This is a genomic window from Amycolatopsis sp. NPDC051128, from assembly GCF_040682715.1.
Lineage (GTDB): Bacteria > Actinomycetota > Actinomycetes > Mycobacteriales > Pseudonocardiaceae > Amycolatopsis.
On record NZ_JBFBBN010000022.1, the window covers coordinates 41,314 to 55,981 of the forward strand.

Annotated in this window: 11 protein-coding genes; 4 read left to right on the forward strand and 7 right to left on the reverse strand. The window is 72.4% G+C overall.

Annotation, left to right across the window (positions count from 1 at the left end; genetic code table 11):
• Positions 1 to 86: 86 nt before the first annotated feature.
• From AB0M82_RS22765 to AB0M82_RS22775, 3 genes are all read right to left on the reverse strand, one after another.
• Positions 87 to 509, reverse strand: a complete 423-nt coding sequence (locus AB0M82_RS22765) for a DUF1232 domain-containing protein (RefSeq protein ID WP_364725032.1) — start codon at positions 507 to 509, stop codon at positions 87 to 89.
• Between the two features lie 94 nt (positions 510 to 603).
• A complete protein-coding gene (locus tag AB0M82_RS22770) occupies positions 604 to 1,785 on the reverse strand; it encodes a winged helix DNA-binding domain-containing protein (RefSeq protein WP_364725034.1) in 1,182 nt (393 codons plus the stop codon).
• 73 nt (positions 1,786 to 1,858) lie between these two features.
• Positions 1,859 to 2,203: a transcriptional regulator gene (locus AB0M82_RS22775; RefSeq protein WP_364725037.1), complete on the reverse strand. Its 345-nt coding sequence runs from the start codon at positions 2,201 to 2,203 to the stop codon at positions 1,859 to 1,861.
• A gap of 38 nt (positions 2,204 to 2,241) precedes the next feature.
• Here AB0M82_RS22775 and AB0M82_RS22780 point away from each other — a divergent pair, with 38 nt between their 5' ends.
• Positions 2,242 to 2,724 carry a nuclear transport factor 2 family protein gene (locus AB0M82_RS22780; protein WP_364725038.1) on the forward strand — a complete coding sequence of 161 codons (483 nt, stop codon included), beginning with the start codon at positions 2,242 to 2,244 and terminating at the stop codon, positions 2,722 to 2,724.
• On the opposite strand, the gene AB0M82_RS22785 is transcribed toward AB0M82_RS22780, so the two are convergent.
• From AB0M82_RS22785 to AB0M82_RS22800, 4 genes are read right to left on the reverse strand one after another with little or no spacing between them, the layout of a single operon-like run.
• Positions 2,721 to 3,512, reverse strand: a complete 792-nt coding sequence (locus AB0M82_RS22785) for a TIGR03620 family F420-dependent LLM class oxidoreductase (protein ID WP_364725041.1) — start codon at positions 3,510 to 3,512, stop codon at positions 2,721 to 2,723. The genes AB0M82_RS22780 and AB0M82_RS22785 overlap by 4 nt on opposite strands.
• A 37-nt stretch (positions 3,513 to 3,549) precedes the next feature.
• Positions 3,550 to 8,007, reverse strand: coding sequence for a hypothetical protein (locus tag AB0M82_RS22790; RefSeq protein ID WP_364725044.1), 4,458 nt, complete (start codon positions 8,005 to 8,007; stop codon positions 3,550 to 3,552).
• Positions 8,008 to 8,018: 11 nt separating this feature from the next.
• Complete coding sequence (locus tag AB0M82_RS22795) at positions 8,019 to 8,819, reverse strand: hypothetical protein (protein WP_364725047.1); 801 nt, start codon at positions 8,817 to 8,819, stop codon at positions 8,019 to 8,021.
• A 1-nt stretch (position 8,820) separates the two neighbouring features.
• Positions 8,821 to 10,278, reverse strand: coding sequence for a hypothetical protein (locus AB0M82_RS22800; RefSeq protein ID WP_364725267.1), 1,458 nt, complete (start codon positions 10,276 to 10,278; stop codon positions 8,821 to 8,823).
• A gap of 86 nt (positions 10,279 to 10,364) precedes the next feature.
• On the opposite strand from AB0M82_RS22800, the gene AB0M82_RS22805 reads away from it, so the two are divergent.
• The 3 genes from AB0M82_RS22805 to AB0M82_RS22815 all read left to right on the forward strand — a co-directional run bounded on the left by AB0M82_RS22805 (position 10,365) and on the right by AB0M82_RS22815 (position 14,661).
• Positions 10,365 to 10,802 (forward strand): PPOX class F420-dependent oxidoreductase, encoded by a 438-nt coding sequence (locus tag AB0M82_RS22805; protein ID WP_364725050.1) that lies wholly within the window; start codon positions 10,365 to 10,367, stop codon positions 10,800 to 10,802.
• Between the two features lie 39 nt (positions 10,803 to 10,841).
• Positions 10,842 to 11,675 carry a coproporphyrinogen III oxidase gene (locus AB0M82_RS22810; protein ID WP_364725052.1) on the forward strand — a complete coding sequence of 278 codons (834 nt, stop codon included), beginning with the start codon at positions 10,842 to 10,844 and terminating at the stop codon, positions 11,673 to 11,675.
• Between the two features lie 418 nt (positions 11,676 to 12,093).
• Entirely contained in the window at positions 12,094 to 14,661 is a 2,568-nt protein-coding gene (locus AB0M82_RS22815; protein ID WP_364725055.1) for a PQQ-dependent sugar dehydrogenase, read from the forward strand.
• Positions 14,662 to 14,668: the final 7 nt, after the last annotated feature.

A 14,668-nucleotide genomic window follows, 5' to 3' on the forward strand; every position in this document is an offset into this window, starting at 1 on the left:
AGGTGCGTACTGACGGCCCACGGGCCTGGGCGTGAGGTCGATGACTCGACCGATCCAGCGCCAGGCCGGATCCCCACCTCGACCGGTCAGGGGACGGGCCGGTCGATTCCGGTCAGCCGGGCGAGCGCCGCGAAGCCGTCGTCGGTGCCGGGCCAGTGGGCCCGGACGGCGTCGAGGCCGGCGCGGCGGACGACGCCGCGCAGGACCGCGGTGACGATGATGGCGTCGTCGGCGTAGCCGAGGACGGGGATGAAGTCGGGGACCAGGTCGATCGGCATCGCGAGGTAGGCCAGCAGCAGGCCGAGCCGGACCCGGACGCCGCGCGGCAGGGTCCGGTCGGCGGCGAGGCGCCGGACGAGCCGGAGCACGTCGGGCAGCAGCCGGAGCGCCTCCCGCAGCAGCCCGCCGCGCGGCCGGACGAGCACGAGCGCCACGAGAAGGGCGAGCCAGGCCACCAGCACGGCGACGGCGACGCCGATCAGCAGATCACCCCAGAACGATCCGGTCATGACCGATCCCTTTCAGCCGGCCAGCTCACGCTCCAGCGGCGTGCGAACTGAGGCGCCACACCGACGACCACGAACCCGGCCAAGGCCGATCCTCTCAACCGGCCAGCTCACGCTCCAACGGCGTGCGGAACCTAGGCGTCACGCGGACCTCGCCGAACCACTCGGCGCACCGGTCCGCCTCCTCCGCCACCTTCGCCTTCATCTCCGCACCCACGTCCGCCAGCAGGCGGAACGCGATCTCGCCCGAGCGGCGCTGGGCCCAGCCGCCCACGACGCGGCCGTCCAGCCAGACGGTGGGGCCGATGTTGCCGCTGCGGTCGAACAGGGCGGGCCGGTGCGGGCCGAGGAACCAGTCGCGGTCCTGCCAGCCCATCGGAGTCGGGTCGAGCGCGGGCAGGAACGCCACCCACGGCGGTGGCGGCTCCACCGGCTCGAGGTCGTCCGGCAGGGCCACTCCCGCCACGCCGTCCAGGTCGACCTCCGCCGGGGCCAGCGACGCGAGGGCCTTCTTCGTCTGGCCCGCCGTCCAGCCCGTCCACCAGCGCAGGTCGGAAACCGGCGCCGGGCCGAACGCGCGCAGCCAGCGCCGCGCCAGCTCGACCCGCGCCGCCTCCGCGTCCCACGAAGGGAGCCCGCCCGGCACCCACTCGTCGAGCGGATGCCAGACGTACTGGCTGCTGAGCCAGCTGCCGCGCGGCCGGCCGCGGACGATCCGGCCGTCGGCCGCCAGGAGGAACAGCACCCGGCTGGTGACGTTGCCGATCGCTTCGTACGGCTTCCCGGCCGCCATCAGCAACTGCTGGCGCAAGCGAGGCTCGTCCTCGCTCAGCTGCTGCGCCGTCGCCGAGCCACGGGCCCGCAGCGCCGCCTCGACCGCCGTTTCGACGTCGGCCAGCCACTTCCCCGGCTCCGGCACGTTCTCCGGGTGACCCTGTTCCCCGAGGTGCTGCTCCAGCAGCTTCCGCTGCTTGACGGCGATGTCCGCGGAGCACCCGGCCTGCACGAGCGCCGCCGTGTCCCGGCCGGTGACGAACACCGTGCGGCGCATGCCGAGCAACCTCAGCAGCGCGCGGTCTTCGTACAGGGCCTGCTCCACCTCCGCGATCGCCGGCGACGCGAGCCGGGCGCACGCCGAGAGGTGGACGGTCGCCGGGTCGGTGGCGTGCAGCGCGACGACCCCGGCCACGGCGTCCGGCACCGTGGCCGCGGGCGCGGCCAGGTGGTGACGGGCGGCGAGGCGGGCCCGGCGCTGGTCGGTGCTGATCTTCGGGGGCACCCGGTGTTCTTATCACCCGGCACCGACAAAACCGCCTCGTCGTTCCGGCGAGCGCGGCGCAGGACGCCGGCCTTCACCGGCCGGGGTGACTGAGCACCAGGTCCAGCAACCCCGGGAAGGCCTCGTCGAATTCCGGACGGCGCAAGCGGTTCAGCCGCCGGGGGCCTTCGTCGCGCTGCTCGATCAGGCCCGCCGCGCGCAGCACCGTGAAGTGGTGGCTGCGGGTCGCCTTGGTCACCGGCAGGTCGAACGTGCCGCACGCCTTCGTCCACTCCGGCACGGCGGCGAGTTCGCGCAGGATGCTGCGGCGCACCGGGTCGGCGACCGCGGCCAGCGCGTCCTGCAGGGACACCTCCGCCGGGAGCACGTGGGTCAGGCCGCGTGCTCGCGCGGTGTTCGATGGTTGTCGTACACTCATTTGGTCGACCTCCATCGAACACTCTAGAAGGAGCAGCCGTGCCCCGGCACCTCGACGAAACCTACGGCACCGACGCGCGCAACCGCCTCGGCGAAGCGACGAACCCGGGCCGGGAAGGCGCGCTCGCCGCGCTGGAGACGTTCTACTTCGCCTTCAACCAGCGCGACCTCGACGTGTTCCGCCAGGTCTGGACGGCCGATCCGCTGGCCCAGCTGAACAACCCGCTCGGCGGCATCCTGCGCGGCGGCGACGCGATCACGGCGTTGTACGACAAGGTCTTCCACGGCCCCGCCCGCGTCACCGTGACCCTTGGCGACATCGTCGAGTACTCCGGCGAGGGCCACGCGGTCTTCGCCGGCCGCGAGACCGGCGAGTACCGCGTGACCGAAACCGTCCCCCTGAGCATCCGCACGACACGGTTCTTCGCCTACGAGGACGGCCGCTGGGTGCAGGTCCACCACCACGGCAGCATCGACGACGCCGAAGCGCTCGCCGCGTACCAGAAGGCGATCCGCGGCTAGACCAGGGCCTTGACCAGTTCCGGCCACCACTCGCGCGGCACGCCGTCGAGCGGGACGACCACCTGGTCGGCGCCCGCGGCCCGGTACTCGCGCAAGCGCGCGACGACGGCGTCGAAGTCCCCCCACACGGTGAGGCCGTCGACGAGCCGGTCGGACAGGTCCGCGATGTCCGCGTCGGTGAACCCCATCCGCCGGAAGTTGGCCGCGTAGCCCGGCAACCCGGCCAGGAACTTCAGCGAGCCACGGCGCGCGACGTCCCGCATCGCGGCCACGTCGGTCGCCGCGACGACATTCATCAGGACCGCCAGCTGCGGGCCGGTGCCCAGGATCTCCCGCGCGGAGGCGACGTAGTCCGTCGTCACCAGGTACGGGTACGCGCCCGAGGCACGGTCGCGTGCCAGCTCGAGCATCCGCGGCCCGAGCGCCGAGAGGATCCGCGCGGTCGGCGGCACGGCCTGCTCGATCTCGTCGAGGTAGTCGTTCAGCGCCGCCAGCGGGCGCGCCCCGTGCGCCCCGCCGAGGCCGACGACGAACCGCCCGGCGGGCAGGTCCGCGTACGCGGCGACCACCTCGGCCGACGGAACGCGGTCGACCGACAGGATCCCGCTCGCCACCTGGATGCGGGAAGTCCCGCGGACGACCTCGGCGATCCGCGGCAGGTTGTTGCCCTGGCCGCCGGCCAGCCACAGCGTGGCGTAGCCCAGTTCCTCGAGCTCCGCCGCGGTCGCCACGGCGGCATCGGTGTCCAGTGTGCTGTGCGTGGCCCCCAGCGGCCCCAGTTTCGTCATGCGCCCGGCAACCACGGACGCGACCGGATTGTTCCCGTCAGGCCGTTTGTTCGTCCTCGGCGGAATCGGCGGGATCGGCGGTCCGCGTGAACATCCGCGTCGCCGAAAGCCGCGCGACGCCGTCGGGCTCGCCCAGGTCGTCCAGGGAGTTGCGGACGGTCGAATCCACCGACAGGTACTTCCGGCCCGCCCGCAGGTCGGCGTCGTTGCGCAGCCGCACGATCAGCGGGAACTCCGACAGCGCGCCCGCGTCGAACAGGCCTGTCGTGTAGATGAGCTGGACGCCCAGCGCCTCGGCCACCGCCCGCTGCAGCTCCAGCAGGTAGCCCGCCGAGGCGCGGCCGATCGGGTTGTCCAGGAACAACACGCCCGAGTGCCGGTTGCGGACCTTGCCGCGGTTGTTGGCCCGCAGCGCCGCGAGGGTGCAGTACAGGATGATCGCCGCGGTCAGCTGCTGGCCGCCGGAGAACACGTCGCGGATCTCCGAGACGCGCTGGCGTTCGGTCCGCAGCACCGAGTCCGGCTTGAGCATGTCGACGCGGAACCCCTTGGGCGCGGCCGCCCGCACCCCGCGCAGCACCAGGGAAAGCCCGTCGCGCTTGACGTCGCGGCCGTCCGCGGTCTTGCCGACGGCGGCTTCGTCGACGACCTCGCCGAGCTTCTCGGTGAGCGCGTTGTCTTCCAGCTCGGTGAAGCGGATGCGGAGGAACTCCTGCCCGGACCAGTCGCCGAGGCCGTCCGGCAGCCGGGAGACGCGCTGCGCCGACCGCAGCGTCCGGAGCGCGCCGTCGACCATGCCCTGCAGCCGGGTGATGATGCCGCCGCGGTGCCGGTCGATCTGCGCGAGGTCGTCGGTGAGCGAGCGCAGCCGGGGCCGCAGCGCCTCCGCCCACTCGGCGGCGTGCCCCGGCAGCTGGTCGCGCTTGACCGAGATGACCTGCTGCCGCACCGGCGTGCTCAGCTTCTCGAACCGTTTCTCGGTCGCGTACTGGGCGAGCCGGTCCGCGGCCTCGCGCACGCGCCGGTCGCCCGCGTCGGCGGCTTCCTGCGCTTCGCTCAACGTGGCGTTCAGCCGGGTGTGCTGGGCGCGGGCGGTGTCGACGTCGCCGTCGTAGGCGGCGGCAGCGCTGTCGGTCACCAGGTGCGCCATCGACTCCGCGAGCAGCGCGAACCCGGACGCCGAGGCGCGCGCGGACGCCAGCGTCGCTTCCGCGGCCGCCCGGCGTTCCTGCAGCTCTTCCCACTTCCGCGCGGCCGCCGAGGCCTCCAGGCCCGCGGCGTCGATCAGTTCCAGGCCGTGCTCGATGTCGCGCGGTTTCTCCCCGGCGGCGCCGGACTGCAGCGGCAGCGCGTCCAGCTCGGCACGCCGCGTCGAGACGAGCCCGATCGCCTCCGTGCGCTCGTCTTCCAGGCCGTCAACGACGCGGCGGGCACGCGCCAACGCCGCCGCGCGGGCCGAGGCGTCGGAGCCGTCGGGCGTCTCCAGCAGCTCGGCCGCCCGGGCGCGGACGGCTTCGTCGAGGGACTCGACGGCCGAACCGGCCGCCGCTTCGGCGGACTCCGCCTGCTCCAGCTCGCTCCGGAGGTCGCTGCCGACCTCGACCTTCGCGTAGGACTCGGACGCCGACAGGTAAGTGCGGCGCAGCGCGTCGACCGGTTCGCCGGGCGCCGGCCCTTCGGAAGCCTCGGCGGCGCCCGGCACCTCGGCCAGCTCGGCCCGCGCGGTGGTCGCGGTCCGGCGGTGCCCGTCGGCGGTGCGCTGCTCCTCCCCCGCCTGTTCGCGCAGCCGCGCGGCCTTGCCCGCCGCGTCGGCCGCCTGCAGGTCGGCGCGCTCGGCGATCTCGATGGCACGCTCGGCCTCTTCGGTCCACTCCGCGATCCGGGCGCCGCGGGCCCCCAGCTCCCCGAGCCGCCGGGCCTTCTCCTCGGCCGCGGCCGCGGCCGACCGCAGCTCCGGGACGCGCTCCCGCAGCGACGCGGCCTTTTCGCTCAACCGCGTGAACTCCGCCTCGGCCTGCGTGAGCGCGGTGCGCGCGGTCTCGCGGGCGGCCCGGGCCGCCTGGGCCTGCTCGGCCAGGGTCGCGATGGCGCCGGGCGGGTAGTCCTCGCGCCACGTCGTGAGCTTCCACGTCAAAGCGCCGTCCGCGGAGAGCTTGTGGGCCAGCGCCTCCAGGCGCCGCTGCCGTTCGGTGTGCCGCCGCGCCACGGCTTCGCGCTCGGCGTCCGCGGCTTCTTCGTCGTACATCGCGGGGTTCGGCGGCACGAGGAACTCGACGCCGGGCGCGGCGGGCACCTCGGCCTGCAGCGCTTCGGTGGTGCCGACGGCGATGGTCGCGCTCGGCAGCAGCCGCCGCTTCGCCAGCACCTCGCGGGCCCGGCCGGCGTGCGCGGCCTCGTTGAGCAGGACGCCGGAAACCAGCTGCGGCAGGGTTTCCAGCACTTCGGCGCGGCGCGAAGCGTCCAGTTTGGACAGATAGCGCCAGCCGGACCACGCGGTGATCCCGGCTTCTTCCAAGGCGTCCAGCACGGCTTGGACGTCCTCCGGCGGCGGAAGCAGCCCACCGGAGCCGAGCGCGGCCAGCGCGCGCTCGTCGGCGGACTCCTCCATCCGCAGCGCGGTTTGTTCCTTCTCGACGGCCGCGCTCGCCTCGCGCAGCCGTTCCAGCAGCACCGGCAGGTCGCTTTCGAGGGCGACGTCGTCCGCGCCGAGCAGCTCCACCAGACGGCCTTCGGCGGCGAGGGCGTCGGTGCGGCGGTGCGCGCGGTCGAGGTCCTCGGTGGCGCGCTCGAAGCGGTCCTGGGTGGTGCCCGCGAGCTGGTGCGCCTCGTTCACGGCCCGTTGCGCCGCTTGGAGGTCCGCCGCGACGCCGTCGAGCTCCTGCTCCCGCCGGGTCAGCTCGGCGGTCGCCGACCCCGCGGCCGCACGCGCGGCCCGCGAAGCTTCGGCGACGTCGGCGCCCGAGGGCAACAGCCCGCCGCGGACGGCTTCCTGGATTTCCTCGCGCAACTCCGTGATCCGCGTGGTCAGCCCGCGTGCCTCGGCGCGCCGGCCGGCCGCGAGGTTGGCGGCCTCGTCGCGTTCGGTCTGCGCCTTCTCCGCCTCGGCGCGCAACGCGCCCGCGTGCGCCTCGGCCTTGTCCGCCTGGCGCTGGGCGTCCTGCGCCAGCGCGTGCAGCCCGCGGGCCAGCGCGGCCGCCGCGGCGTTGCGCGCCTGCAGCGCGGGGCGCGCCTTCTCCTCCCGGCTGCCGACGAGCTCGCGCAGGTCCTTCGCCTTGCGTGCCGCGTTCAGCTGGTTGAGCACGGTCGCCGTCTCGCGCCAGGCTTCGGCCTCGGTCTTCGCCTCGGCCAGTTCGGCGTCGACGCGCTTGCGGACCTCCTGGGCCTCGTCCAAGCGCAGCACGGCGACCAGCCGGCGCAGCTCCGTCACGGCCGCGGCGAGCCGCCGGTGGTCGCCCTCGGCGAGCTTCTCCGCCGTCTTGACCTCGCCGACGTGGTCTTCGAGCCCGGACAGCCGCGCGTTCTCCAGCTCGTTGCGGGCGACGACGCGCCCGGCCAGCCCGGCCATGTCGGCCTTCGCCGCTTCGGCGATCTTCCGCGACTCCGCGGCGACGCCTTCTTCGGCGGCCAGCGGCGCCAGCAGATCCAGGGCGCCCGCCACGAAGTCGCGCTCGGAAAGGAGGTCCCCGCGCTGCGCCAGGTTGTGCGCGTAGGTCGAGACGACCTCGGCGAGATCCTTCGGCTCGTCTTCGGACATCACCGCGCGCAGCAGGAACTCGACGAACGCGTCGTCGGTGCCGAAGGCGAACGCGTCCGCCGCCTCGCCCTCGCCGGCGTTCATCGCGCGCTGGTAGCGGAACAGCTCGGTGTCGAGGCCGAGGCTGTCGAGCCGGCCGGTCCACTCGTGGTGGCGGCGGGTCCAGGACAGCTCCAGCTCGGGCTCGGCCAGCTGCGCGGCGGTGAGCTTGTCGTGGAAGCCGGACATGGTGAGCAGCCGGCCGTCCTGGGTCATCGGCAACGATTCGAGGCCCAATGCCGAGGTCGGGCGGAAGCAGTACCAGGAGTCGACGAGGTTCTCCGAGTCGGCGGACACGACGTGGCCGCGCCATTCGGAGACCTTGCCGGTGATGATCCGGTGCCCGCTCTCGACGTGCAGCCACTCCAAGACGACGTGCGAAACGTCCTTGGCAGCGACGAACTTCTCGAGCACCTTCGTGCTGGTGGTGCCGACGACCTGGCGGCGGCCGGGCAGCATGACCGAGAAGATCAGCTTGATCAGGACGGACTTGCCACCGCCGTTCTCCAGGAACAGCACGCTCGCCGGCGACGGGCGGCGCGGCTCGGCCGGGCCGGTGGCGTGGATGCCGGCGCTGAACAGCGCGTCCTGCTTCGGCGCGGTGATCCTGGCGCCGACGCCGCTGAAGTCGAGCACGACGTCCTGGTAGCGGGCACCCGCCGGGCCCACCGAATGCAGGCGGACCCGCGAAAGCTCGTACATCTACTCCCCTTTTACAGCGTGTCAGACGCGGCCGCGCGCAGCGTTCCGCCGGTGTTCGCGACGGTGACGACGTCCAGCGCGAGCAGATCGTCGAAGGCGGCGTCGGCGGCGAGCTCGCGGACCTGGATCTGGTAGCGCGGTGTGGTCCGGTAGGTGCCGCCCTGCTCGTCGCTGACCGGGACCAGGAAGCCCTGGTCGGCCAGGAACCGCAGGGCGCGCGACACCATGCCGCGGGTGGTGTCGGCGGCGAGCCTGCCGTCCTTGGTGGCCGCCGCGGCGGGACGGCGGGTGTAGGCCCGCCAGGCCTGTTCCAGCTCGGGGGCGTCGGCCAGAGGGTCGTTGTTGGCCTCGGCCTGGGCGGCGCGTTCGTCGAGCATCCGGGCGGCTTCGCGGACCATCGCGTCGACCTGTTCGACGCTGACGCGGCCGATGTAGGTGTCGTTGGCGAGGTCGTCCGGGCGCGGGTAGCCGAGGGCGGCGGTGGCGAGGTGGATGAGGCCGTGCAGCACCTTTTCCGTCTCGCGGCGCTCGCGGATCTTGGCCTGGCGGGCGTAGGAGTCCATCTTGATCTCGAACACGGACTCGTCGGTGGCCGCGAGGACGGCGCCGGCCTGCTGGTTGACTTCGAGGACCATGAGCCCGAGACCGGCGGCGACGGCGTGGGTGAGCGCCTTGAACGCGTTGTCCTCGCCGTAGCGGCGCACGAGGTCGCCGTACACGACGTCGCGGGCCGGCAGCTGCTTCGGCCGCATGCCGAAGGCGACCAGCCGGGCCGCGGCTTCGGCGTCCACGCTGCTGTGGGACAGCGCCATGTCAGGCGACCTCCTCGTTTTCTTCTTCGTCGGCGCGCTCGACGGCCGCCGTGGACAGCAGCAGGTCGGCGCCGCCGAAGTCCGGGTCGTCGAGCAGCGTGCCGTCGTCGACGGCGAGCAGCACCGAGCGGTCGCCCTGGCGCCGGGCGGCGCCGATCCCGGGACTGTATGCGTGCACCGCGCGCAGCGCGACCAGGGCCGGGAGGCCGGGCTGACGGCCGCGGCGGGCTTCCTCGAGGAGGCCGGACAGCCGTCGTGGCACCTCCGGCAGGTCGAGCAGCTCGTCGGCGGCGCGCCAGACGTCGTCGCCGAACTTGTCGGTGACCTCGGCGGGCATGAGTTCCGGTTCGGGGATCTCCCCGACGAGCTGGTCGCGTTCCGGCGCGGGGCGCAGCAGCAGCGAAACGAGCGCCGACAGGGACGGGACGACCGGCGGGGTGATCCCGGCGACGGCGTGGAAGAAGTGCTCGGCCGGCGCGACGGCGTCGGCGAGCGGCAGCCCGAGCGTCGGCACGAGGAGCTGGCCGAAGAGGTCGAGGGTGGCGCGCTGGGGCGGGCCGGAGAACTGCTGGCGGTCCTGTTCCGCGCGGAACACCGCGCCCGCGTCGGCCAGCCGGGACTGCAGCCGGGTGTGGCGGCGGATGCAGTCGCCGACGATGTCGACGAGTTCGGCGGCGCGGCGCTTGCGGTCGAGGTCCTCGGTCTCGTCGCGGGCGGTGGTGATGTTCTTGAGGATGGCGTTCTCGGCGCGGAAGCGGGCCTCGATGTGGCTGAGCGCGCTGTCCAGCAGTTCCGGGACCTCGCGCTCCCAGTCGACCGAGCGGACGTCGCGGCGGGTCGCGTCGAGTTTCGCGCGCAGGGTCTCGCCGTACTGGACGGTCCGGTAGCGGGCCTGCTCGGCCGCGAGCTTCGCGTCGGCCAGCCGGCCGCGCGCGATGAGGTTCTCCAGCTTGACCTCGGCCGCGATCTGCGCCGATTCGACGTCGGTGTCGAGCGCGCCGACCAGCACGTTGATCGCCTCGTCGGTGGCGCGCAGGTAGACCTCGCCGTCCCGGGCGGCCAGCTCGACGAGCAGCTTGAAGTCGAACTGGCGGCGCTGGTAGCCGTCCGGCCCGACCGAGCCGTAGACGCGCCGGAACCCGCGGTCGGTGGTGCCGACGTTGATCAGGTTGTCGAGCACCCACTTCGCGACGCGGACGTGTTCCTCGGGCATCCGCGACGGCGCCTGCTGGGCGATGAACGGCAGCAGCCGGTCGATGACCTCGTCGTGACCGGCGCCGGTGTCGAAGTCCATCGCGATGGTGACCTGGTCGATCGTGTGCAGCGCGATCTCGGCCATCTGGTAGACCGTGGCGTCGGCCCAGTCGAGCTTCGCCTTCCGCGCGTCCAGGTCGTGCAGGGGCGCGGTGCAGGCCAGAGCCTTGAGGCGGCGGGTCAGCCCCTCGTCGGCCAGTCCCATCGCCGCCCTGTCGTCGTCTCGCACAGCAGGCCAGGCTAGTCGGCCACCCTCCGCGCACGCGCGGGTGACGGGATAACGTCCCTCGCATGCGTGAAATGACTCGTGCCGAGTGGTGGCGCTTCGCCTCCGAAGGCACCCGCACCGGCAAGCTGGCCCTGGTCCGGGCGAACGGCGCCGCGATCGTCACCCCGATCTGGTTTCTGCTCGACGAAGGCCCGGACGGCGACGAACTCGTCTTCACCACCGGCACCGAGACCCTCAAGGGCAAGGCGATCCGCCGCGACCCGCGGATCTCCCTGGTTGTCGACGACCAGGAGCCGCCGTACTCGTACGTGCAGTTCACCGCCGATGCGCGGCTGACCCACGACCACGACGAGATGCTGGCGTGGGCGACCAGGCTGGGCGGCCGGTACATGGGCGCCGACCGGGCCGAGGAGTACGGCAAGCGCAACGCCGTCCCCGAGGAGTCCCTCGTCAGGGCGAAGATCACGAAGGTGATCGCGCGGGCGGAAATCTCCGGTTGACCGCGGTTCGCTGGTAATCTGCCCCCTGGGGGTGGGGGAATGCCTTCAGGGGACAGACTCGACGCCGTCAAGGCGATCTTCAGCGCAGGCCAGCGGGAGCTGGTGGCCGAGCTGGAACGCCTCGACGGCGGGGCGCGCTTCGGCCGGTCCGCGCGCACGCGGCGGCTGGAGGACGGGGACGTCTTCGAACGTGCCGTCGTCAGCGTGGCCTTTTCGGACGAGTTCTTCGCGGCCGGGCTGTCGGTCGTGCTCCACCCGCGCAACCCGTACGTCCCGGCTTTCGAGGCGCACTTCCGCTACCGCGAAGCCGTCGACGCCTGGTGGTTCGGCGGCAGCGTCGACCTCCTCCCGTGCTACGGCTTCGCCTCGGACGCGACGCACTTCCACCGGGCGTTGAAGAACTACTGCGACACGCTCGACCCGGCGTTCCACGCGCAGGCCAAACGGGCGTGCGACGACCGTTTCCGGCTCCCGCACCGCGACGAGGCACGCGGGATCGGCGGTATCCTCTTCGACCACCTGTGCCTGCCCGGCCCGGACGGCTGGCGGCGGGCGGCCGCCTTCATGGCGGCGGGCATCGCCACGATCGCGCCGGCGTACTTCCCGATCGCCCGGCGGCGGAAGGACCTGCCGCACGGCGAGCGCGAGCGGCAGTGGCAGCTCTACCGCCGCGGGCGGTACGTGGAGTTCGCGCTCGTCCACGACGCGGCGGCCGCCCTGCCGCGTGACGCGGAAGCCGTCCTGATGGCGCTGCCGCCACTGGCGCGGTGGGAGTCGGAGTTCACGCCCGAGCCGGGCAGCCCGGAGGCGGAGCTGGCCGCCTTCCTCGTTCCGCGCGACTGGGCGGCCGGCCTGCCCGTGGCGGCAGGCTGACACCCCAAGCGCCCCAATGTGGCGTTGGGTGCGTCCAGCGCACCCAATGTGGCGTTGGGTGCGTCCACCGCACCCAATGTGGCATTCGGTGCGTCCAGCGCACCCAATGTGGCGTTCGGTGCGTTGGGCGCACCCAAAGTGGCGTTCGGTGCGTCCAGCGCACCCAACGCCACATTGGGGCGGATGGACCGGCGCCCGTACGGCCGTCCGGGCGCGGCCGCCCCGCTGAGCGGGAACACGTTTTCACGGTGGGTGAGGCATCGTGTCCGGTATTGACACGACCCGCTCGGAGGGTGTGAGATCTGTCCCATAGATAGGAAAGTTTCCTAACTATTACCCGGATATCGCCGCCGGTGGTCCGCCGACCATTCCGCCCCCGGTCACCCCCTGTCCCCCCGACCCACGCAGGAGGCTCCCAGTGGCACCCCGTCCACCGTGGCGCGTGGTACTGGCCGGTACCGCCGTCGCGGCGCTCGGCCTGACCGCGCTCAGCCCGGTAACCGCTTTCGCCGCGGACGCCGAGTACGAAGCCGAGAACGCCTCGATCTCCCAAGGCGTCGTCGAGTCGAACCACGCCGGCTACTCCGGCACCGGGTTCGTGAACTTCGACAACGTCGTCGGCAGCTACGTCGAATACTCCGTGAACGCCGCGCAGGCGGGCACGCACACGCTGACCTTCCGCTACGCCAACGGAACCGCCGACAACCGGCCGGTGAAGCTGACCGTCGACGGCGGCGACAAGGGCACCGTCGACTTCCCCGGCACCGGCGCGTGGACGACCTGGAAGACCGTCACCACGACCGTCCAGCTGACCGCCGGGGTCAACAAGATCCGCACCACGTCGACCACCGCCAACGGCGGCCCGAACGCGGACAAGCTCACCGACACCTTCACCGCGCCGGTGGACCCCGAACCGCCGTCGGCGCCGACGAACCTCAAGGCGAGCAACATCCTGCCGACCGCCGCGACCTTCACCTGGACCGCCGCGACCGACAACGTCGGCGTCGTCCGCTACGAGATCAACCGCGGCGGCAACACCCTCAAGACCGTCGACGGGAACACGACCAGCGCGACCGTCGACAACCTGACGCCGAACACCGCCTACGACATCTCCGTCGGCGCGTTCGACGCCGCGGGCAACCCGTCGCAGCAGAGCAACGTGGTCACCTTCACCACCCCGCCGAGCGACGACACCACCCCGCCGACCGTGCCGGGCGACCTGCGCTCCACCGGCGTGACCGCGAACAGCGTTTCCCTGGCGTGGAACGCTTCCACCGACACCGGCGGCACCATCGCCGGCTACGACGTCTACCAGGGTGCCACGAAGGTCGCGACCACGACGTCGCTCGGGACGACGGTCACCGACCTCAGCCCGAACACCTCCTACACCTTCACCGTCAAGGCCCGCGACCCCAACGGGAACAGCTCCGCGGCGAGCAACGCGGTCACCGTGAAGACCGCGGCTCCGGGCGGCGCCGGGGGCATCCCGCAGTACGACAAGGACATCGCGAAGGTCGACCTCGGCTGGTCGGTGGGCTTCCTCCCGAACGGCAACGCGCTGGTGACCGAGCGGGACCGGTTCGAGATCCTGCTGGTGACGCCGTCCGGTCAGAAGACCACGCTGGGCAAGGTGCCGGGCGCGGTCGGCACCAACGGCGAAGGCGGCCTGCTCGGCCTGGCGATCTCGCCGAACTGGGCGTCCGACCATGCGATCTACCTGTACCACACCGCTTCCGGCGACAACCGGATCGTGAAGATGACCTACGACGGCAGCACGCTGTCGTCGACGTCGACGCCGGTGCTCACCGGGATCGCCAAGAACCGCTACCACAACGGCGGCCGGATCAAATTCGGTCCGGACGGCAAGCTCTACGCCACCGTCGGCGACGCGAAGAACAGCGACAACGCGCAGAACAAGAGCTCGCTCAACGGGAAGATCCTGCGGCTCAACCCGGACGGCTCCGCGCCGAGCGACAACCCGTTCTACGCCACCGGCGGCAACGCGCGGTACGTCTGGAGCTACGGACACCGCAACCCGCAGGGCCTGGCCTGGGATTCCCGCGGCCAGCTGTGGACGGCGGAGTTCGGCGAGAGCAGCCAGGACGAGCTCAACCTGATCCAGAAGGGCGGCAACTTCGGCTGGCCCAGCTGCGAAGGCACGCAGGGCAGCTGCAGCGGCTTCATCGCCCCGAAGAAGACCTGGTCGACGTCGCAGGCCGGCCCGAGCGGGGTGGAGATCGTCAACGACTGGATCTACATCGCCGGCGTCACCGGTGAGCAGCTGTTCGCCACGCAGATCAACGCCGCCGGCACCGGCGTCGGCACGGTGTCGACGGTGTTCTCCGGCCGCTGGGGCCGGCTGCGCTCGGTCACGAAGACCCCGGACGGCGGGCTCTGGCTGACGTCGACGAACAACGACAAGAACGGCGGCACGCCGTCGGCGCTGGACAACGTCATCGTGCGGCTGAAGTTCCCCGGTGGCACCACGCCGGGCGGCTTCAAGCTGACCAGCTCCGCCTTCGCCGACAACGCCACCATCCCGGACAAGTACACCTGCGCCGGCGACGGCACGGCGGGCCAGGACCCGTCACCGCCGCTCGCGTGGGGCGCGTCCGACGGCGCGAAGGGCTACGCCATCGTGTTCGCCGACGTCGCCAACGACGGCAACAAGCTGCACTGGGCGATCTGGGACATCCCGGCTTCGGCGAAATCGCTGCCGGAGGGCCTCGGCGCGGGGTACACCGTGCCGAACCAGAGCGGCGCCAAGCAAAAGGCGATGGGCAGCGGCGCGAACGCGCAGAAGTATTTCGGTCCCTGCCCGGGCGGGTCCAGCCACCCGTACACGTTCACGCTTCACGCGCTGAACACCGCGACGGTCCCCGGCCTGAGCTCGTCCTCGACGATGGCCCAGATCGAGACGGCGATCAAGGGCGCCTCGACGGCCACCGTGAAGCTGCGCGGCAAGTCCAGCGCGGCGGCCGGGTAGAAGCCGC